Annotated in this window: 23 protein-coding genes; 13 read left to right on the forward strand and 10 right to left on the reverse strand. The window is 56.1% G+C overall.

The features are described from left to right. Nucleotides 1-14: 14 nt before the first annotated feature. The 10 genes from AB1576_04120 to AB1576_04165 all read left to right on the forward strand — a co-directional run bounded on the left by AB1576_04120 (nucleotide 15) and on the right by AB1576_04165 (nucleotide 11,434). A complete protein-coding gene (locus AB1576_04120) occupies nucleotides 15-1,682 on the forward strand; it encodes a PucR family transcriptional regulator ligand-binding domain-containing protein (GenBank protein MEW6080959.1) in 1,668 nt (555 codons plus the stop codon). Nucleotides 1,683-2,057: 375 nt separating this feature from the next. Continuing rightward, a complete protein-coding gene (locus AB1576_04125; protein ID MEW6080960.1) occupies nucleotides 2,058-3,101 on the forward strand; it encodes a leucyl aminopeptidase in 1,044 nt (347 codons plus the stop codon). A 121-nt stretch (nucleotides 3,102-3,222) separates the two neighbouring features. Beyond that, nucleotides 3,223-4,191, forward strand: a complete 969-nt coding sequence (locus AB1576_04130; protein MEW6080961.1) for an aminopeptidase — start codon at nucleotides 3,223-3,225, stop codon at nucleotides 4,189-4,191. A 38-nt stretch (nucleotides 4,192-4,229) separates the two neighbouring features. Further along, nucleotides 4,230-4,931, forward strand: coding sequence for an aspartate/glutamate racemase family protein (locus AB1576_04135; protein ID MEW6080962.1), 702 nt, complete (start codon nucleotides 4,230-4,232; stop codon nucleotides 4,929-4,931). A 166-nt stretch (nucleotides 4,932-5,097) separates the two neighbouring features. Continuing rightward, nucleotides 5,098-6,417 (forward strand): ABC transporter substrate-binding protein, encoded by a 1,320-nt coding sequence (locus AB1576_04140; GenBank protein ID MEW6080963.1) that lies wholly within the window; start codon nucleotides 5,098-5,100, stop codon nucleotides 6,415-6,417. Nucleotides 6,418-6,543: 126 nt separating this feature from the next. Beyond that, nucleotides 6,544-7,215 (forward strand): ATP-binding cassette domain-containing protein, encoded by a 672-nt coding sequence (locus AB1576_04145; protein ID MEW6080964.1) that lies wholly within the window; start codon nucleotides 6,544-6,546, stop codon nucleotides 7,213-7,215. Between the two features lie 2 nt (nucleotides 7,216-7,217). Continuing rightward, nucleotides 7,218-7,928, forward strand: a complete 711-nt coding sequence (locus AB1576_04150; GenBank protein ID MEW6080965.1) for an ABC transporter ATP-binding protein — start codon at nucleotides 7,218-7,220, stop codon at nucleotides 7,926-7,928. Between the two features lie 32 nt (nucleotides 7,929-7,960). Next, entirely contained in the window at nucleotides 7,961-8,812 is an 852-nt protein-coding gene (locus tag AB1576_04155; GenBank protein MEW6080966.1) for a branched-chain amino acid ABC transporter permease, read from the forward strand. Between the two features lie 22 nt (nucleotides 8,813-8,834). Continuing rightward, nucleotides 8,835-9,821: a branched-chain amino acid ABC transporter permease gene (locus AB1576_04160; GenBank protein MEW6080967.1), complete on the forward strand. Its 987-nt coding sequence runs from the start codon at nucleotides 8,835-8,837 to the stop codon at nucleotides 9,819-9,821. Between the two features lie 302 nt (nucleotides 9,822-10,123). Further along, nucleotides 10,124-11,434, forward strand: coding sequence for a hypothetical protein (locus tag AB1576_04165; protein MEW6080968.1), 1,311 nt, complete (start codon nucleotides 10,124-10,126; stop codon nucleotides 11,432-11,434). A gap of 459 nt (nucleotides 11,435-11,893) precedes the next feature. Here the strand turns inward: AB1576_04165 and hypE are convergent, their stop codons facing one another. Genes hypE through AB1576_04215 form a run of 10 tightly spaced genes read right to left on the reverse strand, consistent with a single transcriptional unit; the run spans nucleotide 11,894 to nucleotide 21,702 of the window. Beyond that, complete coding sequence (gene hypE / locus AB1576_04170) at nucleotides 11,894-12,916, reverse strand: hydrogenase expression/formation protein HypE (GenBank protein MEW6080969.1); 1,023 nt, start codon at nucleotides 12,914-12,916, stop codon at nucleotides 11,894-11,896. Then, the gene (hypD, locus tag AB1576_04175) at nucleotides 12,913-14,085 is read right to left on the reverse strand and encodes a hydrogenase formation protein HypD (GenBank protein ID MEW6080970.1); all 1,173 of its coding nucleotides are present in this window, start codon (nucleotides 14,083-14,085) and stop codon (nucleotides 12,913-12,915) included. Before hypD ends, hypE begins: the two co-directional genes overlap by 4 nt. Beyond that, the gene (locus tag AB1576_04180; protein MEW6080971.1) at nucleotides 14,075-14,320 is read right to left on the reverse strand and encodes a HypC/HybG/HupF family hydrogenase formation chaperone; all 246 of its coding nucleotides are present in this window, start codon (nucleotides 14,318-14,320) and stop codon (nucleotides 14,075-14,077) included. Before AB1576_04180 ends, hypD begins: the two co-directional genes overlap by 11 nt. Then, nucleotides 14,280-16,631, reverse strand: a complete 2,352-nt coding sequence (gene hypF, locus AB1576_04185; protein MEW6080972.1) for a carbamoyltransferase HypF — start codon at nucleotides 16,629-16,631, stop codon at nucleotides 14,280-14,282. Before hypF ends, AB1576_04180 begins: the two co-directional genes overlap by 41 nt. Next, a complete protein-coding gene (gene hypB / locus AB1576_04190) occupies nucleotides 16,574-17,245 on the reverse strand; it encodes a hydrogenase nickel incorporation protein HypB (GenBank protein MEW6080973.1) in 672 nt (223 codons plus the stop codon). The genes hypF and hypB overlap by 58 nt, the downstream gene beginning before the upstream one ends. A 3-nt stretch (nucleotides 17,246-17,248) precedes the next feature. Beyond that, a complete protein-coding gene (locus tag AB1576_04195) occupies nucleotides 17,249-17,590 on the reverse strand; it encodes a hydrogenase maturation nickel metallochaperone HypA (GenBank protein MEW6080974.1) in 342 nt (113 codons plus the stop codon). After that, nucleotides 17,583-18,065, reverse strand: a complete 483-nt coding sequence (locus AB1576_04200) for a hydrogenase maturation protease (protein MEW6080975.1) — start codon at nucleotides 18,063-18,065, stop codon at nucleotides 17,583-17,585. Before AB1576_04200 ends, AB1576_04195 begins: the two co-directional genes overlap by 8 nt. Before the next feature lie 41 nt (nucleotides 18,066-18,106). Then, complete coding sequence (locus AB1576_04205) at nucleotides 18,107-19,699, reverse strand: nickel-dependent hydrogenase large subunit (GenBank protein MEW6080976.1); 1,593 nt, start codon at nucleotides 19,697-19,699, stop codon at nucleotides 18,107-18,109. Then, nucleotides 19,692-20,792, reverse strand: coding sequence for a hydrogenase small subunit (locus AB1576_04210; GenBank protein ID MEW6080977.1), 1,101 nt, complete (start codon nucleotides 20,790-20,792; stop codon nucleotides 19,692-19,694). Before AB1576_04210 ends, AB1576_04205 begins: the two co-directional genes overlap by 8 nt. 16 nt (nucleotides 20,793-20,808) lie before the next feature. Beyond that, nucleotides 20,809-21,702 carry a 4Fe-4S dicluster domain-containing protein gene (locus AB1576_04215; protein MEW6080978.1) on the reverse strand — a complete coding sequence of 298 codons (894 nt, stop codon included), beginning with the start codon at nucleotides 21,700-21,702 and terminating at the stop codon, nucleotides 20,809-20,811. Nucleotides 21,703-23,266: 1,564 nt separating this feature from the next. On the opposite strand from AB1576_04215, the gene AB1576_04220 reads away from it, so the two are divergent. The 3 genes from AB1576_04220 to AB1576_04230 all read left to right on the forward strand — a co-directional run bounded on the left by AB1576_04220 (nucleotide 23,267) and on the right by AB1576_04230 (nucleotide 25,189). Beyond that, nucleotides 23,267-24,007: a Uma2 family endonuclease gene (locus tag AB1576_04220; protein MEW6080979.1), complete on the forward strand. Its 741-nt coding sequence runs from the start codon at nucleotides 23,267-23,269 to the stop codon at nucleotides 24,005-24,007. A 566-nt stretch (nucleotides 24,008-24,573) separates the two neighbouring features. Beyond that, complete coding sequence (locus tag AB1576_04225; protein MEW6080980.1) at nucleotides 24,574-24,795, forward strand: AbrB/MazE/SpoVT family DNA-binding domain-containing protein; 222 nt, start codon at nucleotides 24,574-24,576, stop codon at nucleotides 24,793-24,795. A gap of 1 nt (nucleotide 24,796) precedes the next feature. After that, nucleotides 24,797-25,189 (forward strand): DNA-binding protein, encoded by a 393-nt coding sequence (locus tag AB1576_04230; GenBank protein MEW6080981.1) that lies wholly within the window; start codon nucleotides 24,797-24,799, stop codon nucleotides 25,187-25,189. The last annotated feature ends 152 nt before the right edge of the window (nucleotides 25,190-25,341 follow it).

The following is a 25,341-nucleotide window of genomic DNA, read 5'->3' on the forward strand; positions in this document are numbered from 1 at the left end:
GGGCAGGGATCCTCATGAGTCATCTCTACGATGCTCTTTATCCAGAGGCTACAGGGATTACCGTCAAAGAGGCGCTAAACCTTGGCGCGTTGACGAAGGCTCGAGTTGTGGCAGGAAGAGGCGGCCTTTCTAACATCGTCCGGCACGTGAGTGTCATCGAAGTCCCTGATGCCGTACGCTGGTTTAGCGGGCACGAGCTCATGATAACCGCAGCATACTGTTACCGCACCGCGAAAGATCTCGTCCAGCTGGTGGAGGATCTTGTGTGTGCGGACGCAGCAGCCCTTGCGGTATGCTATTCCGAGAGATATCTTCACGGGATCCCGGAAACCGTGATTGCCCGGGCGAACGAGCTGGAATTTCCCATTTTGGAAATCCCCCTAGATGTAAGGTATATCGAGATCATCACTCCTGTAGTCACTGCTATTGTGAACAGGCGAGCGCAGTACCTGGACTTGGCCTTCCAGGCACACATCGAACTTGAGACCCAGATTATTGAGGGCATGGGCCTTGAGCCCATGATACAGAAACTGGCCGATTTGCTGAAGGTGCCCGTTCTCCTTCTAGATCCAAAACTAAAGGTCCGCTTCCTTGCATGCCCGCCTGGGGAAGTGATGCCCATCGAGGTGATAGGCATTGACTTGCGGGCAGCCCTGGACGGAGCGCGACTGGATGGGGAAGAGAGCACCTGCCTGGTGCAAGAAATAGACGGCATAAACTACTTCACTGTCCCTCTGGGAGCCAAAGCGCTTATGCTCGGCTACCTCGTGGCATTGGAGACCAAGCGCGATGATACCAAACGCCTACTGCTTGCACAGTGTTCACTGCCAGTCGCATTGGCGCTGCTTTTCGAAAGAACCTTCAAAGAAGCGGAGTGGCGAATGCAGAGGGGCTTCTTTGATGATCTGCTGGACGGATTGATACCCAAGGAAGTGCTTCAGAGAAGAGCACACGCATACGGGGTCAATCTCGCGGGCTGTCACTGTGTGTTGGTGGCTGATACCAAGGTGCGGGCTGGCAGGGGCCGGGACCCAGAGCAAGAAGATCCAGTGTCTATCGAGAAGGAGAAGCTGAAGAAGATGGCAATCCGGATGGTAGACACCGAAGCCGATGGGGGCTTCGTGATGTCCAGGGGGGACCTGCTGATAGTGCTCCCCCAGTTCCCCAAAGCACATAGGAGGGCAGTGTTGCAGGAAGCCAAGCGCATAGCCGAGATGTTGGCCCAGGAGATCTCTAGACGTCTCTCACACGTCACCGCTTCCATAGGGGTTGGATGCTACTGCGCCGAGATCGGAGAACTGCCTAAAGGTTTCTCCACCGCCCGTAACGCAATCGAGGTGGGGTCACGGCTCCGAGGGTCCTCCGGGGTCCACTGCTGGGATGATCTGGGCGTCTACCAGCTGCTCTTGGCGGTGAAAGGAGCGGGAGAGCCCGCCGCTTTCGTTTCGGAAAGACTGCGACCCTTGCTCGACCACAGCAACCCGCGCAACGCGGAGCTCCTGCAAACCTTGGAGGTCTTCCTGGCGTGTCGAGGGAACCATGAGCAGACGGCGTCGCGCCTGCACCTGCACCGCAACACTGTCAAGTACCGCCTTCAGCAGGTCCGCTCGCGGCTGGGGTATGACCCCATGGAACGCTCGCTCGAAGTCGAACTGGCCTTGGCGTTGCGCAAGCTGCAGTAGGCTGCTTTTCCACCCGCCACCCCCCCAGGAGCTTCTCATCCTTCTCGCCATACCGGGCATGTTGTACTGCGGGGCGCCCCCACCTTGAAGGAGTGCCTCATCCAACCCCGGGCCTTCTTCACATTTCGCTCGACCTAGACCTTTCCCGGCTGGGTCAGTGGGTTCGGACAAGAGATGCCCCAACCGTTTGTGCATGCCTGACAACAACCCGGACCTTGCCTCTTCCTATCACGGAATATGGCATCTTATCCCAAAATTGACTCTTAGCAATATTGTCCAAGCGTGGGGCTGAACTTCGGTCGTCTTCGACGAAGGGCTCCTGGCCTGCCAGAGGGAAGTGGGTAGGCAGATTATGGCACGGAGGTGTAGTGAATAATGCCGTCCATTCAAGACCTTGAGCTGGCGACGACAGGGCACAAGATTATCAACGAGTTGTGTAAGGTGAAACCGGGAGAGAGCGTCCTCATCACCATCGACTCAGCCTCGGAATGGAAGCCCGCTGAGGAGATCGCCAAGGCTGCTGAGGTGGCAGGGGCCAATGTCATGGTTGCCTGGCACTCCACTCCCGCAGGCTACGGCAAGGTTGCCGACCCTAGGCTGGCTGACGGGTTGAAGGCTGCCATACCTAACACTGACGTATGGATTGAGCTCAACAACCAGTGGCTGCTGTATTCCTCGCCTTGGCTGGAGGCGATGAACGGCACCCGGGTCAGGTACCTTTTCCTGGGTGGCCTGGATACCGACCAGTTCGTCCGCTGTATAGGGAAGATCGATATACCCGCGCAACACGCTTTCCAGTCGGAGCTCGTCTCCATGACTCGCAGCGCCAAGCACATGCGTATCACGAACCCTTCGGGTACTGACGTGAGCTTCGAGAATGATCCAGAGAGGCCGGTCACCAACGAACTCTTTGCAGATGTCCCCGGAGCGCACTTCCTGATAGGCCAGATCGGCTGGGCTCCAGTGGAGGAAAGCATAAACGGGGCAATTGTGTTTGACGGCTCTTTCTCGGGCGGAGGGGAAGCTGATCTGGGCATCCTGAAAGACCCCGTCAAGTTGACCGTCAAGGAAGGAATCATTACCGGGATCGAGGGTGGGGCGGAAGCAGCGAAGGTCAAGGACTGGTTGGAGAGGCTGGGCGATGAGAAGATGTATCACATGGCCCACGTGTGCTATGGGTATAACCCCGGGGCACGCCTTTCAGGGTTGTGCACTGAAGACGAACGCGTATGGGGCTCCACGGAATGGGGCATCGGCTTTCAGGGGCCCTTCTTCAAAGGAAAGGTAGGCACGGCGGCGACTCATGCCGATGGGATCTGCTTGAATTCATCCGTATGGATTGACGGCGAGATGATAGTGGAGGAAGGCAGGGTCGTGCATCCTAAACTGGCCCGCTTGGCCGCCGGTCTCGGCAAGTAGATAGGGGTCCAGAAGGTGCCGCCTCTTCAAGACGGGAAGTAGACGCTCTAACCTGGACAATGCGTGCTTAATCCGAGCGGCGGCAGTCAATCACCAGGCTTGTCCAGGGAGGGAAGCGAAGATGCAGCAGGACCTTACGGCCAGACTACAGGCAGGAGCGCTTGTAGCCGTCAGCCAGTGCCTAAGCGTCCAGCAAGGTGAAACCGTTCTCATAGTGACGGACCAGCACTGCCTCGATGTGGCATGGGCTCTGTGGCGGGCCGCCTGGAAGGTCCGGGGAGAACCCATGATGATGGTCATGCGCCCGCGGGAGGCGCACGGAGAAGAGCCCCCTCTACCGGTGGCGAAGGCCATGAAGGAATCGGCCGTATGTCTCCTCCCGACCTCCAGGTCTCTCACCCACACGGTTGCGAGAAGAGAAGCTAGCGAAGCCGGAACCCGCCTTGCCAGCATGCCGGGCATTACCTCTGATATCGCCGCACGCTCACTGGATGCTGACTACGGGCAGATCTCGTGTGTTACCGAAAAAGTGGCTTCGCTGCTGGATGCGGGAGCCTCGGTGCAGCTGGAGACGCCCGCAGGCACGCATCTTACGATGGACATTTCCGGCCGCAGGGCAGTCCGCGATACGGGCCTATACACATCCCCAGGCGCTTTCGGCAATCTACCCGCAGGCGAGGCTTACATTGCCCCGGTTGAGGGTTCGGCCACCGGGCACATGGTAGTTGACTCGACTATGGCTGGCATAGGGTTCCTCGACCATCCCCTTGTGATAGAGGTGGTGGAGGGGAAGGCCGTGTCAGTGACAGGGCGCGGCTACGCGGAGAGGCTGGAGGCCATGCTTGACGCAGCAGGTCCTGCCGCCCGAAACCTGGCCGAGCTGGGGATTGGCACGAACCCGGCGGCAACCATTGTGGGGAACGTTCTCGAGGATGAGAAGGTGCTGGGCACAGTGCACGTGGCACTGGGGTCCAACGCTAGCTTCGGCGGGCGGGTTAGGGTAGCCTGCCACCTTGACGGGGTGATGCTGCGCCCCAGTCTTTGGGTTGACGGAGTCTTGGTGATGGAGTCGGGGATGCTGTTGGCGTAGAGAGGCATAGAACGCCAATGCGCTGGAGGCGAGGTTGAATGAGAATTAAGGTCATAATACCCAATTCCTCCCTGGAGTTTCTAGGACTGGCCATTGAGGAACGCAGGAAGGCTGTCCCTGAGGGTATTCGAGTCGACACCGTCTGTTTGGAGCACGGCCCCGTGTCGCTGGAATCAGCCTCAGACGAGGCTCTGGTCGCATCGCATTTGCTAGGGGAGGTGCGTAAGGCCGAAAACGAAGGGTACAATGCAGTTACCATAGACTGTGCTGCGGATCCGATTGCCAGGGCGGCAAGAGAGGCTGTCAGCATACCGGTAGTGAGCGCTGGACTAGCCAGCTACCAGTATGCCATGGGCCTGTGTCGCAGGTTCTCGGTAATAACTGTGCTCAACTGTACAGCCAGTCTCATCAGGGACAATATCAGCAGGTATGAGCTATCCCAGAAGGTGGCTTCGGTAAGGGCCGCGGACGTGCCGGTTCTAGCCTTGAAGGAGCACAACAAGGCGATCACCGCAATTATTTCAGAGTCCAGGCGAGCTATCGAACTGGATGGAGCTGAAGCCATAGTGCTGGGGTGCACGGGCATGTCTTCCTTTACCGACCTCCTGCAATCTGAGCTGGGGGTTCCGGTGATAGATCCCGCAGCTGCTGCCTTGAACATGGCCATTTCTCTTTGCCGGATGAATCTGACGCAGAGCAGGCAGTGCTTCTTAATCTCGCCCGCTAAAGAGGTGTTATAGGCACCACGATTGGCTGTGGGAAAGACTCTCGGCAAGAACAGCGACAAGAGGACCTTGCTGGTACTGGATGGCAGCAGGTGAAGGTCTGAGGAGGTGAATCTCGTAGAGGAAACAGCATCGCCTAGGGCAGTATGGCATCAGGAAATGAGGGAAAGGAGGAGTGTGCATGAACAAGAAGACGCTTAAAGCGCTCGCGGCGTTGTCACTGGCGATACTACTCGCCGGAGGTGTCACGTCATGCACTGCACCGACCGCCCCTGCACCTACTGACACCACCCTACCGGCTATCAAGATTCTTGGCACAATGCCATTGTCAGGGGAAGCTGCCAACCTCGGACCAGCGTATGACAGGGCGATTCGCATGGCGGTGGACGAACTGAACGAGACTGGAATTCCCGGGTTTGCCGGCATCGATTACAAGGTGATTGACACCGAAACCAAACCTTCAACGTTTCAGAAGAAGCTCGAACGGGAAGTCCAGACTTGGGGGCCGGACCTAATCATCGGTGCTGCGCTGGAAACGGAGCTCCGAGTGCCATGCCAGCTGTCGCCACAGTACAAGCTTCCCTGCGTGGTTGGTGGTCACCTAAGCATGTCCAAGTACATCCCTCCAGGGGAAGTCCCCCTATCCAAATGGGTCTGCTACTATGGATACTCCGACTACTACTGTGGGTGGCTTGCTGGCCAGTTCTTCCACGAGATGGGCGCCAAGAAGGTAGCCTTTGTAGGTGGCGATTACGATTGGAGCTACAGCAACAGCATGGGCCTGAAGGCATACTGGGAGAATAACGGGAAACCTTTCGAAATCTCACCCGTCATTTATACCCCACTTGACAAGACCGATTTTGCCACTGAGGTAGATATCATCAAACAAGCACAGCCAGATGCCCTCTACTGCGCCTACATGGGGGCCGGTTGGTTCAGCTTTCCCAAACAGCTTCGAGATGCCGGAGCCGTCCCGGAGTACTTCCTGTACGATCCCACGTATTCAAACATGGGAGGTGCCAAGATCACAGGAGCGTACGGAGCGGAAAACATCTATACGCTCGCCGATCACGACCCGGACAGTTCGGCCTGGGCTGAATTCGTGAAAAAGTGGAAGGAAAGGTACGGGCAGGACGCTTATCCCGAAGCCTATACCAACAACCACTATCAGGCCATTTACTGGTTCATTGAAGCCGTTAAGAAAGCCGGGCCTAAGGCGCTAGAAGACCACGAGTTGCTCATTGATACCATGCTTGAGACGTCCTTCCAAAATGTCTGTATCAGCCCCATGGGACCATTGTGCGATTATGGGAGCAACGCGGGGGCAACGGGGGCGATCATACAGTTCCAACCCGGTTCCGGGTTGGACCCAAGCTTCCCTTTGCACGAGGTGATGATTAAGACCTACGAGACTCCCAAGAAGGATTCAATGAGCGTTCTCCAGGAGATGAAAGGTCTCACGAAGCTGGAGCAGGGTCAGGCCTACCCTGCGGGGGATTGATTCACCGGTGACTGTGCCCCCGTTGTCATGATTAGACAAGCAACGGGGGCAGCAATTATCCTTTCAAACGGAGCGTCAAGAAGGATGCTGGAGACAAGAGGTGTCAAGAAGGCTTTCGGGGGTCTTGTGGCCTTAAAGGGTGTTGACATTGCTGTTCCCCCGGCAAGGATCACGTCCTTGATAGGGCCCAACGGTGCCGGCAAAACAACCTTGTTTAACATCATTTCCGGTGCTTTGAAGCCTGACTCAGGAAAGGTCATTCTTGCAGGCACGGACATTACCGGGAAGCCACCGTACAGGGTCTCCCAGCTTGGGATTGCGAGGACATTCCAATTACGCAACATATTTCACGACCTCAGTGTCTTCGAAAACGTCAACGCCGGATTCCTGAAAGACCAGGGCTCAAGGCCATCGGAGAACCGTGAACGGGCCATGGATATTATTGCCTACCTAGGCCTGAAAGAAAAGTCAAATCGGCCAGTGAGCAGCCTGTCTCCCCTCGAAATGAAACTGGTGGAGCTGGGGAGGGCGTTAGCCACAAGGCCAAGACTCCTTCTTCTTGACGAATTGCTTGGAGGTCTTATAGGGCCTGAGACTCAGAAGATCTGCGAATTCATAGAAGACTTGCGTTTCAAAGGCTATACCATCCTGCAGATTGGGCACGAAATGAAACCGATCATGCGCACCTCTGACTGGATTTATGTCCTCAGTGAGGGAGAGAAGATCGCGGAAGGACCCCCAGAGACAATACGTCAAAATGGCGAGGTACTGGCAATTTACCTGGAATTGGAGGAGTAAAGGTGCCTGTTCCCCTGTTGGATGCAAGACAGCTTACGGTAGCGCACGGTCCCTACCTGGCCCTTAAGGGGGTAGATTTCTCTGTGTCCGAAGGTGAGATCGTGGCTATCGTTGGGCCAAACGGTGGTGGCAAAACCACCTTGTTAGAGACCTTCGCCGGCCTGAACAACCCAAGGTCGGGAGACCTGATCTTCTTGGGCAGGGCGATCGCGAGGTTGAGCCCGCTGCAGCGGAGGAAAATGGGCCTTATGCTGATCCCACAGGAAGGGAACCTCTTTCCCGCGATGTCTGTCAGAGACAACCTGCAACTGGGCGCCTTCTTCGGGAGCAAAGACACAACCAGTGAACTTCTAAGGCACGTCTTCCATGCTTTTCCCAGGCTCGAGGGTCGCATCTCCCAAGTCGCTGGAACGATGAGCGGTGGAGAACAGAAGATGCTGGCCATAGGCATAGGGATAGTGTCTGATGCGAGGGTCCTGATGATCGATGAGCTCTCTCTGGGGCTAGCACCCAAGGTAGTGGCAAGCATCTTAGCCATCCTGAGGGATTTCCGTGACAGGACCGGCATTACCATAATCCTTTCTGAACAGAGCATCAAAGCACTTGAGGTCGCAGATCGAGTCTACGGCCTGGACGCAGGCGAAATAGTGTTTACCGAGAACGCCAGGGAGATGAACCGGGAACTGGTAAAGGCCCTTTATATGGGCGCCTGACTATGAGGCTTCGATACGGGAGGAGTTGGCCTATGGGGGGCATCATCACAGGGGTCATCATAGGAGGGGTTCTCTCCTTGCCGGTAATGGGTGTTGCGCTCGTCTATGGGGTTTCGGGAATCCTCAACTACGCCATCGCCACCATCGGCACCTTCGGCGTATTCGTCACCTGGATGCTGCGCCCGTCTCTCGGGACCGTCCCTTCTATCATGGCAGGCTTGCTCAGCAGTTTTGCCCTAGGTTTCGGACTGCAGCGATTCATCTTGAACCCAGTCATCAGGAAGAAGGGTATCGATCTTACATTGTTCTTCATCATTACTTTTGGCATCGCTACGGTCGTGTCGGGATTAACCAAGATCCTCTTCCCAAGGCCGACAATATCCATAGAGCTGCCAAAGGTCGGCACTCTCCTCATGGCGGGCGCTGCGGTGGATGTGAGTAAGGTGATTGGTGTAATCATCGCTGTGGCAGTGCTGTTCGGCATTTGGATCGTTGAACTGACAACAAAGACTGGCAAGGCATGGGTTGCGACATCCCAAAACCTCAAGATGGCCAAGCTGGTGGGGATCAATGTTGAACTGGTATTCAGTCTAGTCTCAGGCATTGGCCATGCCCTGGGTTTCGTTGGCGCCCTGTTCTGGGCGGTTCTGTACAACCTCACGGTTAACACGGGCTGGGATCTGTGTTTTCTCGGTTACATCATCGCTATCGTGGGTGGGATAGGAAACGTGTGGGGCGGGATGATCAGTGCTTTGATCATGGGCATCGTCATAAGCCTTGCTGGCTACTGGTTAGGCGGAATGTGGCAAAGCGTTCTCTTGTACGGAATCCTGCTGGTCATTCTCATCATTGCCCCTAGGGGGATCCTCGGCAAAGAACGTTAGCCAGCGGAGGATGGTCGGTAGCATGAGCTTGCACAGACTGCAAAACAGGTGGGTTATACTTCCAATCATTATGGTCTTTCCTGCGCTCTTTGTCCTCACAGGCGGCTACGCGCAATGGGTGACCGGGTATCTTTACCTTTTCATCATCCAGGGATACGCGAGTTGGCTTTTGTTCTACAAGACCGGCCAGCCGTTCTACGGGTACTCCGCCACTATGGCACTCGGGGCCTATACCTGCGTAGTATTGCAGCGGTTCATTGATGCTTCGCCTTTTCTCGGGATTTTCCTTGGCGCCTTCTTATCCTTGCTTCTTGCGGTCACATTCTACCTGGCGATCAGCCGCTCAAGGGGTTTCTACACCGGAATGGCCTCCTTCTTGCTGGCGATCCTCATGCCCAAGCTAATCGAAGCGCTTTACCCCATTACGGGAGGGCGAAGTGGAGTTCAAATCGACAGCCTGAACAGGCTGCTCGGCTCCACACACTACTTCTTGATGGTGGTCTTACTCACCGCAGCTACAGTGTCTTTCATTGTCTGGTTGACCAAGACGAAGTTGGGGCAAATCTGGACCCTGATAGCCGGAAACGAAGACCTTGCCCAAGCCGTGGGATTGAACACCTTCTACTTCAAATTGCTTGCCTATGCCATAGCCGGCTTGGTCTCTGGACTGGGTGGGGCGCTATATGTTCATTACGCGAGTTCCATCTCGTCTGTGGATATTAATGTGTTCACCTCTGTCTCCATCTTCTTCATTCCCTTGCTGGGAAGCAAGAGATCGATGTACGGCCCTTTGATTGGTGCCTTGTTCATCGTCTTGTTCCCAGAGCTCTTCAGCTCAATCGAAAGATATGTGGAAATCCTTTATGGTCTGTCATACATCCTGGTAATGATCTTCCTGCCCAACGGTTTGATCGAGGATCTGGGGCGACTGCGGAAGAGCCTGCCTTATGGAAACTTCATCAAGAACTTGAGACGGAGTGAGTCAAAGCCAATGCTTGAAGACAAGTAACCGGAAGTGGGGGATATGGGAAAGCACCCGGTGCGGCGAATGAGGTCCGCTGTCCTGACGGCGCTAGGCCTCACGGGGCGAGCTTCCGCCAAGCATTCGAAGCACACACCCTGGGCAGCGCTGGCACACTATCAGATCCATGACACTGCGGAAGGCGGGAAACCCCCATTCCGAGTGAACCTGGCGCATACACAGGCTGCGGAAACGCATCCAATCATGACCTCGGGATCAGGACCAGTGTAGTGCTCTCTTGAAGGAAAGGCTCCTTATGATGGCGCATGCATGAAAAGGAGGGAAGCAGGATGAGCGAGAAGAGGAATAAGAGAGCATCCTTCGATGAGGACGTGTACGAACCCATCCCCGAATCCAAGCGTGTTCCTTGGCCATCCATGATGATGATCTTCGTTGGAATGTGGGTATCCCTTTACTCCGTCGCCATAGGCTATCACATTGGCATGAACCTATCTGCCGCCCCAGCTATCTGGTCATGCATCCTTGGGTATGGAATTGCGGGCATTATCGCTGCCCTCATGGGCGAGATCGGTAGAGCCAGGGGACTGCCAAGCTACGTATTGGCAAAAGGGCCCTTACAGTGGTACGGGCAGACCCTCATTGCCTTGGTCATGTTCACGGTCATAGGTTTCGGCTCAATAGGTTTGCAGGCTGACGCTGTGGGGCGTTCCATCGGGGAGACCTACCCCACGCTTTCTGGAAGCCTGAGGCCACTGGTGTCAGGACTCGTGTGTGCGATGATGATGCTAAGTGCGATACTGGGAATCAGGTACATGGCCAAGGTCAGTTGGGTCACAATGCCCTTCTTCTTCGTGATTTCGCTGATTGCCACGTTCATAGCTGTCAGGGGCTTTGGGGGCTTGCAGGCGGCCTTAGCCGTGGAAAAGACTGGAATGGACTTCTCTTACGCCGTGTTTCTGAATGCCGGGGCTTGGGGTGGCTTCGTCATGCTCATGGCAGACGTGAGCAGGTTTCTCAAGTCAAGAAGTGAAGCCCTTACAGTAATTCCCATCGCCTTCTTAATAGGGGCCATTCCACCCATATGTGGGGTGCTGCTGGGCGCGACCATCCAGGTCCCCTTGGAGGCCCTGTTCCCCACTCTAGGCCTAGGATTCTTAGGCCTGTTGTCCATCATCGGCATAGGGTGGACGACGAACGATAACAATGCCTATACTGCTGGACTAGCGCTGTGTACTGCCATTTATCCCTGGAAGAGAGTTGGACGAATGAAGATAACCATGATAGTGGCCGTGCTTGGAGTCATGGGCGCCATTACCGGAATAGGGAGACTGTCGGTATTCGAATGGATCGCTGGATTTCACGGCTCCTACAACATGAGTTTTGTTGGCGTATTGATCGCCCACTACTACATAGTATCCAAGGATCGATTCGTGCAAACAAACGGCTTTTCCGGACTGGTTTCATGGCTCCTAATAGGTACACTGAGCCACTTTCGTATGCTTCCCGTGCCTTTCATCACCGCCACGCTCTTTTCACTTGTGCTGTACCTAATCCTCTACTATGCGGTGGAGAAGCCTCTGTTTGGTGAGAGGGTGGAAGGCGGGATTGAACCCAAGGCTTTCGTGAGGAGCGCTCCATGATACCTGCCCGGTAACAGAAACTGACAGTGAGTGCTTGGGGTTTGCCCTGGAGAAGGCAGGTCACCGGCAATTGCCCCGCAAACGAAGATCACGCTGTGAGAAAAGGGCGCCCGAAAGGTGCCCTTCTCTCGTGGTAGTATGCCCGGCATGGGCGTTATCACTCCTTGCGGAAACATGGCCTGCCTTCCTTACCAACGGCAGAAGAATCCAATGCCCAGATCAGTTTTACTTGTGACCTGGGCTAAATCTAAGGCTGCCAAGAGAGCACTACCGGCTAGAGCGACCCCACCTTAGGAAGAAACCAGGGACAGCCCTCGCTACTGTTCGGGGTCTATAGTTGCGTGGGCTGGTCACTCTTTGCCCGGACTGGTGCCCTCCCTGGCGGCAGCGGGCTCGGGAAGGGAGAAACCGGGCATACTGCGGGATGCTCCTTGCCGGCGATCTCTTAGGAACTGCCATCTAGCATATTCTTGGCAACGGGTTTCCCACGAGCATCTGGAGCGGCCGGGTGCCTCCCAAATTGGTCTTGAGGTATACATTCCCCTTCCCTTTCTCCAAATGGCCGATGACCTCAGCACCCTGACTGAGCGGGTGCTGCCTCAGGGCGTCAAGTATACAGCTCTCCCTTCCCTGCTCCGCAACGATGACCGCTCTGCCCTCCGAAGGAAGGTATAACGGGTCCACACCCAGGATATCCGTTACAGCCCTGACCTTCCCGGACACAGGAATCCTGTCTTCCACTAGCAGGATGTCCAGGCTGCCGCTCCGGACCAGCTCTTTCAGGCAAGTGGCGAGCCCTCCCCTGGTGGGGTCCCTCATGAACCTGATGCTTCCAAGGTATGGCGACAACACCTCCAGGAGAAAGGTGAGCGGGGCGCAGTCGCTCTTGGGTGATTCATCCGTATCCAGGCCTAACCTGGAGGAGAGGATGGCCGCGCCGTGATCCGCGATGCTTCCCGTGATGATTACGCTGTCAAGCGGTTGAAGCCTGCTAGTGCTGAAGTCACATTCAGGATGGATCCTCCCGATACCGGTGGTATTGATGAAAATATCGCGGGGGTTGTACCCGCCGACCACCTTTGTATCGCCGGTTACCACTGGGACTCCCACTGAGCGCGCAGTCTCCGACATGGACTGGACTATCTCGGAAAGGACACTCACGGGCATTCCCTCCGCCACTATGAAGGAGGCAGACAGGTAAAGAGGCCTGGACCCGCTGACGACAAGGTCGTTGACAGTACCGCACACCGCCAGCTTCCCTATGTCCCCGCCGGGAAAGAAAGGCGGAGAGACGATGAAGGAATCGGAGGAAAACGCATACTTGCCCGCCTCCAGAGGGAACCTGGCCGAGTCGCCAGCCTCATCGAGGATGTCATTTCGAAAGGCTGGCAAGAACAGGCCATCCAGCAGCTGGTGTGTCAGAAGGCCTCCATCGCCATGGCTTAACAGGATGACGTCGTGTTCCTGAGGGGTGTTTTTCACTGTGGCACCTCTCCTCGGTTGTGGGAATGGCGCCGGTCACGATAGTGATAGTAGGCGCTGCAAGCCCCTTCTGAGGACACCATGCACGGTCCCATCGGAGAAAGTGGATCACAGCCATTATCAAAAAAGCTGCAGTCAAGAGGGCTCATTTGGCCAACTATGATGTCTCCGCACCGGCACAGGTGGTCGTGCCCCTCAGCGCTCTGCACGGGCTGAAGTGGCATCCCGAGCCTTCTTTTGGCATCGTGAGCAGCGTATTCGGCTCTGAGCTCCAGGCCGCTGCCGGGGATAAGACCGAAACCCCTCCACAGGGTGTCTCCTTCCTCAAAGCATCGTGACAGCATTCTCATGGCTTCAGGGTTCCCAGACTCCTTAGCGACGTGGGCGTAGGCGTTGACAGTCAGCGATCTGCCGGCGTTGACCAGGTTCAGCAACGTAGACAGCCCTAAGAGAAGGTCAACGTCCCCAAACCCCGTAACCACTGAAGGGATCCCGTACTCCCAGGCCAGGAAGTCAAAGGCCTTCTTCCCGATGAGGGTTGACACGTGGCCTGGCAGTATGAGGCCGTCAAGGCCGGTATTGCCTCTTCCCAAGAGAGCCCTCAACGCAGGTGGGAGCACTTTCACCGCGCTGTACACAGAGAGGTTGTCGAGTCTTTCTCTCTTAGCCTGGATCACAAGCGCCGCAATCGCCGGGGCGGTGGTCTCGAAGCCTACTCCAAGAAACACGACCTGCGCCGTGCTGTGTGACTTGGCAGCCTCGAGGGCTTCCATCGGAGAATAGCAGATGTGGATGAATGCGCCCTTTGCCCTTTCTTTCTCCAGGGATGTTCTGTATCCTGGCACCCTGAGAAGGTCGCCAAAGGTTGCCACGATGACATCGTCCATCTGCCCGATACCGATCATCCGGTTCAGGTCTTCCTGGTGGGTAACACAGACGGGGCAGCCAGGGCCGCTGATGAGCTCAATGACGTCTGACAACGCCTCGGTGATGCCTGTCCGGGCCAACGCAACGGTATGGGTGCCGCAGACCTCCATCAGCTTGACCCGCCTGCCCTTCTTGTGGGCAATCCGAGACCCAATATCCCTTATCTTCGAGACATACTCAGCGGATGCCAGGTTACTGGAATAGCCGGGGTGCCTCTCGGGATAATCGGCTCTAGCCTGCATCTTCTTGGTCCTCCCCCATGTCTCCCAGAAGCCGGGCCAAGAACTCGAGCCTGTGCTTGGCCAGTTCAGGATCGATGATCTCAATGGCAAACCCTGCGTGAACGACTACCGAATCCCCAGCGCTAACCTGAGGTACAAGGTCTATGCGTATCAGCTGTGTGATCCCCATGGTCTCCGCCCGGGCGACAAGCGAGTTACATATCTCCTTTACCTGCATTGGAACCCCGAGACACATCTTCCTGCCACCTCCTGTAAGCGATAACTGCCTGCCCGAGGGCAAGTCCTCCGTCATTGGTGGGTACCTTATCGTGAACCAGGACATTCATTCCCTGTTCAGTTAGGCTCCTGGTTGCCCTCTTGATGAGATAGGGGTTTTGCCACACCCCTCCCGAAAGCGCAACCGTTTCCAAAAAGGTCTCATAGCTAACGCTGTCAACAGCCTTGGCTATCGCCTCCACAACCGTATCATGGAATCTCTTGACAACTGTCACGACCTCGCGGCCCACAGTTATTTCCTCGCATATGGCTGAGAACATTGGGGAAAAGTCTATCTTGCCCTCGCCTATGGAAACGGGGTAGGCCTCCGGGGCTCCCTGCGGGTCAAGCCCTTCAAGCAGTTCGCTCATCTGGATTGCAGCCTGCCCCTCGTACGTGCTATGGTGGCAGATACCTAGGAGCGCTGCAACAGCGTCGAAAAGACGCCCACAGCTGGAGGTTGGAATGGAGTTCTGGAGCGAGCGAGCCTCCCTGAAGAGGATATCCAGCTCCTTTCCACCGACGCTGCCGAACAACCGGCTGCCTATCTCGACCCCCGTCTCGCCCAGGGTTTGGTACAAGTAGCTCAATGCCATCCTCCAGGGCCACCTGATGCTTCCTTCTCCACCAAGCAGGGGGACGTATCGCTGGTGGTAGTGTCTCTGGAAATCCATGTGATCACCCGTTATGATCTCGAAACCCCATATGACACCGTCAAGACCAAACCCTGTGCCGTCCAGGATCACCCCGATGGCTGGCCCCTCATGCCCGTGTTCGGCCAGGCACGACGCAAAATGGGCGTGATGATGCTGGATCGCGTACTTCCAGGGCACCTTGAGGCCCTTAGCCAGTAACGCCGTATGGTAGGCGGGATGAAGGTCATGCCCCAGGACCTCTGGGGGACTGTCCAGGAGGCGCTCGAAGTGCCTGAGGGCTTCGAGGAAGAAGGCCTCGGACTCCATCGTGCCCATCTCTCCCAGGTGCTGGCTCATGAATGCCCTTTGGCCCTTGAGGATGCAGAAGGTGTTCTTCATGTCCCCTCCGACCCCCAAGACCGGTTTCTCTGTGGCAAATGACAGGTCAATGGCATCGGGCACGTAACCCCGGGAACGGCGAATGACCTGCACTCTCTTATTGATCACCCTTACGACGGAATCATCGCATCTTTGGACTATGTCACGGTTGTGCACGAGGAAGAGGTCGGCTATGCCTCTGAGTGTCTTGAGAGCCTCGTCATTCTCGGATATGAGGGGTTGATCCGATGGGTTGGCGCTTGTCAGGACCATTGCGTCAAAGGGACCCTGTAACAGGAGGAAATGCAGCGGGGTATAGGGGAGCATGACACCCAACGTTGCCATCCCGGGGTTCACACTCCGGGGCATGGGTGTGTCCCGCTTCATTCTCATCAGGGTGATAGGGGAGGCCGAAGACGCCAGGACATCCAGGTCGCCATCGTCTACTTCGCAGTACGTTGCTATGGTCTCTACTCCCCTGCACATTATGGCGAAAGGCTTGAACGGCCTTTGTTTTCTCACTCTCAGCCTGGCGATTACCGGCTCCTCAAGGACGCAGGCGAGATGGAACCCCCCCAGCCCCTTGACAGCCAGTATCTTGCCCTCTGCTAGTTTGTCCCAGCAAAAGGGCAGCCAATCACCGGGCTCGACAACGGGGGTCCCACTGTCGTCCAAAACCTGGATCCCTGGCCCGCACAGGGGGCAGGCAACCGGCTGCGCGTGAAACCGGCGGTCCCTTGGGTCTTCATATTCAGCGCGACAGCTTGGACACGGGGCAAATCCCCTCATCGATGTGTTAATGCGGTCATATGGGACATCCTGGATGATTGTGAATCGCGGGCCACAGTGCGTGCAGTTGGTGAATGGATACCCATAATGCCTATCGGTGGCGTTCAGGACGTCATGCAGGCACTCCCTGCAGGACGCCGCGTCCGCGGGGATAAGGGCGTCTCTCCTCCGGTGGGTCCGGCTTTGGATGATATCGAAGGAACCGAAGTCCTGGGGCACTATGGCCTCTTGGTGGACGGAATCAATCCTGGCCAAGGGTGGCGGGTCAGTGGTCAGGCGAAGACAGAAGGACACGATCTCCGAGGGGTCTCCCTCTATCTCTACCAGAACCCCTTCGGTGTCATTTCTCACCCAACCCTTCAGGTTTAGTTCCTGCGCCAGGCCATACACGTAGGGGCGGAACCCGACCCCTTGCACGATCCCTTGGATCCTCAGCCGGAGAGCCTCTTTCTCTTGTCCTCGAGCTGCTGCTCCAACCACTGGCACCATTGTCCGACACCCTCCCCGGTCTTCGCTGATACCTGTATTACGGTCGCATCCTCGTTGGCCAGTCTCAACTCCTCCAAGACTCCAGCGACGTCAAAGTCGCAGTAAGGCAGCAAGTCGATCTTGCTGATCAGGATCGCCTGAGATCCCTTGAAGGCCAGAGGGTACTTGCTAGGCTTGTCGCTTCCTTCGGTGGCGCTCATCATGGCGACCCTCAGGTCTTCACCCAGGTCGAATTCCGCGGGGCAGATCAGGTTGCCGATGTTCTCTATGAAGATGATGTCCGATGCCAGCAATGCCTCGTTATCCTCGATTATCCTGCCGATCATGCCGGCTTCAAGGTGGCAAGCCCCTTCAGTGTTTAGCTGGATGACCTCCCAGCACCAAGGTTCGAGCCTCTGGGCATCCTTGGCCGTGTAGAGGTCAGCCTCAATAACGGAGGCCCTTCGACTCTTGGATAGGTTTTGGAGCGTATGCTCCAAGAGGGAGGTCTTTCCCGCACCGGGGGATCCGATCAGGTTTACCATCAGGATCCGCTTTTCCTGGAGGATTTCCCTGTTGGCGTTAGCCCCTGACCTATTGGCTTCCCGAAGGTCCTTGGACAGATAGACTCTCATATCTCATTCCCCCTCGTAGTAGTCAAGATGGATTCCGTCACCCCTGGAGAAGGATGCCAGTCCCTTGCCGCAAACGGGACACAGGAAGAAGGGGGGGGTGGGTTTTCGATCCTCCCCGCAGGTGCGACACCTCCCCCGGGCCTCCTCCCGTTCCAGGTTGAAGGAGGCCCCTTCAAGAATGGTGTCCTTCGTGAGATGCTCTAGGGCAAAGGCAAGCGTATCGACATTTACCATTGAAAGCTCGCCAATCGTAATGGACAGGCGGTTCACTTTGCCAAATCCACGTTCCGTGGCGTCCCGGGTTACTGTCTCAATGATCGACTCAGCTACAGATAGCTCATGCATTGGTCTTAAGCCAGTGGCCTATCTCCTCCTCGACGCAGGTTTCAAGCATGGGTAGACGTTCCCTCATCTCTTCACTTAGCCCCATTTCTGGCTCAATGGCGGCTACCTGGATCCCGAGAAGGATAACGTTCTTAGGCAAGCAGCCCATGAGCCTGGCGTGGCTAAGAAGGTCCAAAACCCCTGATTGATGGTGGGAGACCTTGCCCTCCCCCTCGGTCGCTTCCAGGTCATGCAGTGAGTACCAGATCAGGGTTCCTGGCTCGGCCCCCGCATCGGTCGAGTCAATGATTATGACATCGGAATAGGACTCGAACAGATAAAGGAGACCCAGGCCGATTGTCCCACCGTCAATGATGTCCACGTTCTCGTGTTCAGTGCGGTGGGAGAGCCTCTCGGCCAGCACTGAGCCTATGCCGTCGTCACGGCAAAGCCGATTTCCTATTCCCAGAACCAGGAGTCTCTTTCCCTCATTCAAGGGCTCACCTGCCTCCTTACAGTGCGCTGCTTGCCGGCGGATCATCCAACTCGCAAGCCAAGGGGTATGACCTTTTCACCTTTCGGGTGGATCATGTGTATGGCGCAGGCAAGGCACGGATCGAAGGAGCGTATAATGCGCACCACGTTTACGGGGTTGTCCACGTCCGGCACGGGTGCTCCTATAATGGCCTCCTCCATCGGGCCGTGGTTTCCCTGTTCGTCCACTGGCGAGGCATTCCAGGTCGTTGGCACTACCATCTGGTACTGCTTGACCTTCCTGTCGGCGATTTCAATCCAGTGACCCAGGGCCCCACGCGGTGCCTCGTTCAGCCCTGCGCCCCGGCCTTCCTTGGGTGGTTCCCAGGCACCCGTGTCGTGAATGAGGGCACTTCCGGTGTCACCGTAGATCCCCGTTGTCCCAACGAGCTGGATGAGTTCTCCGATCCACGTATCCATCATGTCAGCCATGACCAAGGTGTCTACCGCCCGGGCCGCATGTCTCATCACAACCCCAGGCCTGGTGATTCCCTGTTCCTTGAGGAGCTTCATGAAGCTTGGGTTTTTGGACACCAGCATCCTGGCGAGGGGGCCTACCTCAATGGGTTTCCCCTGATAGCGTGGGGCTTTTATGAATGTATAGGCCCTTGGCTTGTCAAACTCAACGGACGTGAACGTACTGGCGGGGTGCCCGGGCCTGGGTTCATCTTTGTACCAGGAATGGGCCAGGTCTTCGACGACGGCTGTGGGGTCGAAGGGCTTGACGCTGTCCAGATCACCGTCAAGGATTACCCCGCTCGGGAAGAGCATCCTGTCACCGTGGGAGTCCAGCGGGTACCCGCCATAGCTCATGTAGTGTCCCGCGGTGGCACCAACCGATGCTCGTTCCAGCGGCAGTAGGTACTCGCTAGCCACTGCAAGCACGTCCGGTACGTAGGTGCCTCGAACGAAATCGATGACCTCCCGTATGATCCGCCTGAACTGCTCGATATGTCCCAGCGTAGGATAGAAGGTTACCCCTCCCACAACCATAGTGGAGTGATGGGGCTGCTTGCCGGCAAAGATCGCGGAGGCCTTCCTTCCCTTCGCCTGTATTTCCAACGCCTGTATGTAGTGGTATACAAGCTCAGTCACCACATCAGGATCCCTGACGCAGAAATCATCCGGAGCGTAACTAGGCAAGATGGGGTGGAGATCCCCTGCTTCTGCCAACGCCTTGATCTTGTCCCGGACCGAGATGAGCTGGGGGGACCCGCCCGTATAGCTCAGGATCGCGGTAGGGTCAATATAATCCAGCGCTGAGAGGTGGTAGAAATGCAGTACGTGATCATGGAGCCACAACGCCCCCATCATCAGGTTCCGCAACACCCGCCCCATCTCAGGGACGACGGCGTTATGAGCCTGCTCAACGGCCATGCAGGATGCCCAGCCGTGCACACCTGCGCATACACCACAGGCACGTTCAACTACGTACGGCACGTCCCTGGGGTCCTTGTCTATGACTATCTGCTCCAAGCCCCGGAACATCGTGCCCACACACCGCGCGTCCGCAACCTTGCCCTGTTCCACCGTGACCTCTACCTTCAGATGCCCCTCTATCCTGGTAACTGGGTCTATGACTATCTTGTTACTCATTCTGTGCCCTCTCCTTTATGTTCTTTTTCAGGAGTTTTTCTACTTGTGTTGCCACCAGCGGCACCGCGGCTATGCCGACCCCGAGCGCAACCGACGCTGGGTCAAGCCCTCTCTGGCTCTTGACGAGCGGGAGCATTTCATCCTCCGTTCCAGGTGCAAAGGGAGATGCGTACAGCGGGGATAGTTCCTTGTAGAATTCCGGCTGAACGCAACCGGCGCACGGGGAGCCTGCTTTCACACACGAATTCGCCCCGTCATTCCAGAAGACGCTGTTACAGTCGGCATATGTAACCGGGCCCTTGCATCCCTTCTTGAGCAAGCACCAGGCTGACGTTGACGGGTCGTTCCAGTCCTCAAGGAACTGCCCCCTCTCAAAGTAGGCAGCCCTGGCACAAGAGTCGTGAAGGAAGTGCCTGCCGAAGTAGGCCAGCGGTCGCTTTTGTGCGTCCAGGGCGGGAACCTCTCCGAAGGTGAGGTAGTACAGAAGCGTGCCCACCAGCCAATCGGGTTTTAGAGGGCACCCAGGAACGTTTATGATGGGTTTGTCGCTGATTAGGTCAGAAACGCTCTTCGCTCCGGTAATACCTGCCTGCGGTATTCCGCCATAGGCAGCGCAGGTTCCAGCCGCGATGACTGCTGAAGCGTTCTTTGCGGCTTTCATCAGCAATTCGTCGAAGGGCATGCCCTCTACCATGCAGAACCTGGGGTCTGCTGTGGGGATTGACCCTTCCACCACCAGGAGATAGTCGCCTTCCTGCATGGAGCTTTTCAGGACTTCTGTGCTAACATGTCCTGCTGAGTTCATTATGGTGCTGTTGAACCTCATTGAGATCGCATCCAGCAGGATCTCAGCAGGTCCCGGGCTCATTGATGAGAGAAGGGAGCAACTGCAGCCGGTACACCCCTGGCCCTGGATCCATATGACGGGCTTCTTCTTCACAGCAGTAGTTGCCGCCTGGGCCAAGAGACCACCGAAGCAGTAGTTCATCCCCAGCATCATCGCTGTTGCGCTACAGTACTTGAGGAAGTCCCTTCGTGAGACTCCCCTTAGTTCCAGTTTGAGCAAGCCTGTTTCCAGGTTGGTGGTACCCATAACGCTCTCCTCCAATCTACTGATTAGAGTGGTTTTTTAAATTGGGGCTCTGAAGATGCGAGACTGACAGCCTGTTGGATACCAGGCCAAAGGTTAAGGCCGCTATTGCCAGGGCCTTTAGGGGCTTGAACAGCGGAGCCCAAATCTGAGCGTGTGCTGGCAATTGAGGGTCTTCGGGCAAGCCGTACTTCTCAAGTGAGGATGTCTTGCCTTCATAAAGAAGGCATGCCACTCCGAGACCTCCCAATTCCTCGATGCCGTAAACGTCCGCTTCCGGGTAGTTGTTCTTTCGCGCTTGCACAGTCCTGTCTTTAGCCTCAAGGACTAGGCTGTCTCTTCTCCCAAAGATGAGCGCGTCGGTAGGACAGGCTTGAACGCACGCAGGGTTATCCCCCCTAAGCAGCCGGTCATAACAGAACGTGCACTTTCGTGCAACGCCTGCGGATTGGTCAAATCCCATTGCCCTGAAGGGGCATGCGGAAACGCAATAGTTACAGCCGATGCACACGTCTTGGTTAACATTGACAGTGCTGAACTGGGTATGAGTGCACGCACCCACTGGGCATACCTTGACACAGGCTGCATCCGCGCAGTGCATACAGCTGTGTCTCATGTATCTCACGTCAGCTCCTGGCTTGTTGTTTGACCACATGCTCACCCATCTGGTGCCCGTGAGGTTTCGGCGATTCCGGTACAGGCCGGTTGCCTGGTCCTCCTCTACGGGCAGTCTGTTCCACTTCCGGCAGGCGACCTCGCAATTACGGCACCCTGTGCACCTCCCCATGTCAAACAGGATTGTCTTAGCATAGCTCACTGCATGAGCCTTGGTATTCAGGCCCATCATTGTCAAGCCCATGGCCGTTACCACTAACCCACCAGCTTTGAGAAAATCGCGCCTAAGAACCTCCATTGATCGGTCTGCCCCCCTTCCTCTTGCCCGGAAAACTGGCATTCTTCATTCACTCTTCCTGGTAATTCATGAAAGGCCGCTGGCTTCCCCATTCCTCCCCTCATGTTCATGACTCAGTGCTCCACACCTGTCGTGCCAGGGATCTCCTGACCTTGCCATTCTTGGATCGAGGGGCATATGCCCGAATCCGGGGCAGCCAGCTAGGTGCCTGCAGGTTGGCTCCTCGCCAGCGGCTCTGAAGCTCCGCAGGACAGATGCTCCGTTGAGAACAGCGCTATACTGGTCCTCCGCCGCTCCCTGTAGACTCAAGGCTGTCTCCCACCGGCTGGCCACCTCAAGGATGCCGTCACTGCACCTGCTTGGACCCAGGTACTCTCTTCCCCTCACTTACTCGGCTCTTCGAACCCTCGGGGCTCGAAAAAAAAGAACCTCCCGCCCTATTGGCGGCAGGTTGTCTCCTGGTAGCAGTTTCTTCCGCCATCTGTATTTGCACTTCCACCAGTGATTATGTTCTAGTGTCATACTCCACCTATCCCTACGGCATGCCCTTCTGGAGATGGGGCTTTGCCGATAGAAAGCCCCGTATTCGGACAGTACAACTCCATTATAAACTGAACACGACATAAGTCAAGCCCGCGCAATCACTCACCTATAATGCTACCCAAAGAGGAGTGGCTCACTCGCGACAGAATGTTACCGCGACGGGGGGTCTTAGTGAGGATGTCAGTGAGAAGCCGTAAAGAGTACTTGGAGAAGATGCATGAACGGTACTGCAAGACCGGGAGTCAATCAGCCAGGACTGCCATGATCGACGAAGCAGTGAGTGCTTGGCTATCACAGAAAACACGCTATTCGGGTTCTCAACGGGATGCTCCCTGGCAAGCGGCCTTCGGTTAAGCGCAGAAGACAGGTCAAGTATCTTGAGTCTCTCCCTGCCATCCAGTTAGCCTGGGAAGCTTTGGACTATCCATGTGCCGAAAGACTTCATCCGGTTTTGGCAAAAACCGCTCAGATACTGGCCTCTCATGGTGAGACCCACCTCACACCAAGTGTTTGCCAGCAACTTACCCAGATCAGTCGTTCCACCTTGGCAAGGCGGATATCAAAGTGGGACTGCCCGAAATTCCGTCATGCCCTAAACAAGAGACCCAATTCATCCGCAATGTCCCAAGTACCAATGGGGCGCTATGATTGGAATGAAACACGCCACGGCGCCCTAGGAGTAGACCTTGACACAACGGTGGCTCCTGCATTGGTCACTTTGCATACACATTGACCGTAGTGGACACTGTCAGCGGTTATAGCCGCCGCAGGGCCATCCTAGGGCGAGGTCAGGCCGGGGTCTTCGCCGAACTCACTCCTGATAGGGACTCCCAGTCTCCAGCTTCCGTGGTAGGGTTCGTTATCCCTAGAATATTGTGCTAATCCCCGGCTTTGCCCCAGCAGCACCCCATAAAGACTTCCGCTTGTAGGCTAATTCAAGACGGGCAGGGGATCTCGTTATTGCTTTGTTTTAATTGATTTCAGTTGATTATTCCCCTATAATCAAAGTGGAGGTGGTATTATGGCCCATGATCTAATCACCGCCGAGGCCCTGGCCGAAGCCCTGAACCTTTCTGTTGAGACGATCTGGCGCTATACCAGGGAGAATAAGATCCCTTTCATCAAATTGGGCACCAGGCAGTACCGCTATAATTTCTCAGATGTAATCGGCGCGTTGTCGGGAGCAATCGTCCGGGAAAAGGAACCTGAGTACAAAGCCGGCGGCAAGAAATATACATACCAGGATTACCTGGAACTGCCCGAGGAACCTGGCTATCGTTATGAGGTCTTGGATGGCGAGCTGATTAGAGAACCTTCCCCGAACGTTCCCCACCAGCGTAGCTCGCGCCGCCTGCAGCGCATTCTTGAGGACTACTTCTGGCAGGTTGACCCTGAAGGCGAGGTATTCTGCGCACCGCTGGATGTGACATTTCACGATACAACCGTGGTCCAACCGGATATCTTCTACGTGTCAGGGGAGCAAAAGGCCATAGTAGAATATGCTCGGGTTGACGGACCACCTGCCTTGGTCATCGAAATACTGTCCCCTTCCACCAGCAGCAAGGACCGGTTCAAGAAAATGCACATCTATCAGCGCGTCAGAGTACAGCATTACTGGCTTGTCAACCCGGACGAGAAGTCCCTGGAGTGTTTCTCCCTCAATGATGGTGTGTATGAGCTTGTCGCATCCGGTACGGGCGAAGACATCGTGAAACACCCGGGTTTTGAGGGGTTGACTATCGATTTGAAAGGCCTGTGGTGACCAACCTAGATCTTTTGGAATAACGGCCGTAACGGCAGACTCGTGGCTGTTGGGTGCCAGGGTGCACCCAACCTACCAATCCCCGCAGGTTCACGGCTATCTCCTACCGGCCGGCCTCATTGAGCAGGGAGCCGGCCCCGCACATCGCTTGGGACGCACGATCTTCATTCTCCCGGCTCACGTGCACTGTTGAATCTATCGGGGCTACGAGAGAAAACCTCCCGCCCTATTGCCGAGAGGTCTCACTCGATAGCAGCTTCTTGCGCCATCTGTATTTCCGCTTCCACCAGCAATTATGTTCTCGCGTCATACTCCACCTGATCCCTGCGGAATGACGTTGTGGATCTGCGGCTAGCCTGTAGAACACCCTCATGCTCGAACAGTGAACTCCATTTATGAACTGGACAGAGATTCAGCTTTTTTGAATATCTGATTGACGGGAAGCACTATCACGGATTATTATTGGAGGTAGTGGATGAGAGGTGAGTGCATTGGCAGGAGAAACCATTAAAATGGGAAAACGAGGCACTGTGGTTATACCTCGAGCCCTAAGAGAATGTTACGGATTGACTGAGGGAGCGTTCATGGTCGCAGAGGCGCGGCCCGAAGGGATTCTGTTCCGACCCATGGTCACGCTGCCTGTAGAAATCTATTCCCTGGAGCGCAAGGCCGAATTCCTCCTTAACAACGCAGTCACAGCGGAGGACTACCACCGTGCGATGGACCAGGTGCGCCAGCTCGGGCTTGACCCTGAGACAGTGCCCCACGAAAGACCGGAGGGTATCTGAAGTGAATGAGGTGTTCCTGGACGCGAACGTGCTGTTCTCGGCTGCGTACGGCAGTTCAGGTTTGATGATCCTTTGGGAGAGGGCCGAGAAGGATTGCTGTGTGCTCCTGGCCTCAGAGTACGTCATTGAAGAGGCTAGACGCAATCTGGTCGGTTGGGAATCCCAGTCGAGACTGGAGGAACTGTGCGCCGGGCTCAAGATTATACCGGAGGCCGATCCATCGCTGCCTTGCCCCATAGACCTGTCCGTGAAGGACCAACCTGTTTTTATGGCGGCGCTATTGGGCAAGGCCACTCACTTCCTTACCGGTGACCGGAGACATTATGGGCGCTACCTTGGCACCACCGTTCGCGGTATGTGGGTTGGGAGTCCTGGGGGTTACCTGAAGGGTTAGGTCTTAGCGGCCACTAATCCATCCGAACCGTTCCAAAAAGCATAGCGTTTTATCAACTGCTAAGACGCCGGGCGAACAGCGCTCCCGACAATTTGCGCCGGGGGATCGCACCCCGGTGCCGGAGCCAGACCATCTCGCGGCGGGCCGTGTGC

The sequence above is a fragment of the Bacillota bacterium genome (assembly GCA_040754315.1).
Classification (GTDB): Bacteria; Bacillota; Sulfobacillia; order DUSP01; family JBFMCS01; genus JBFMCS01.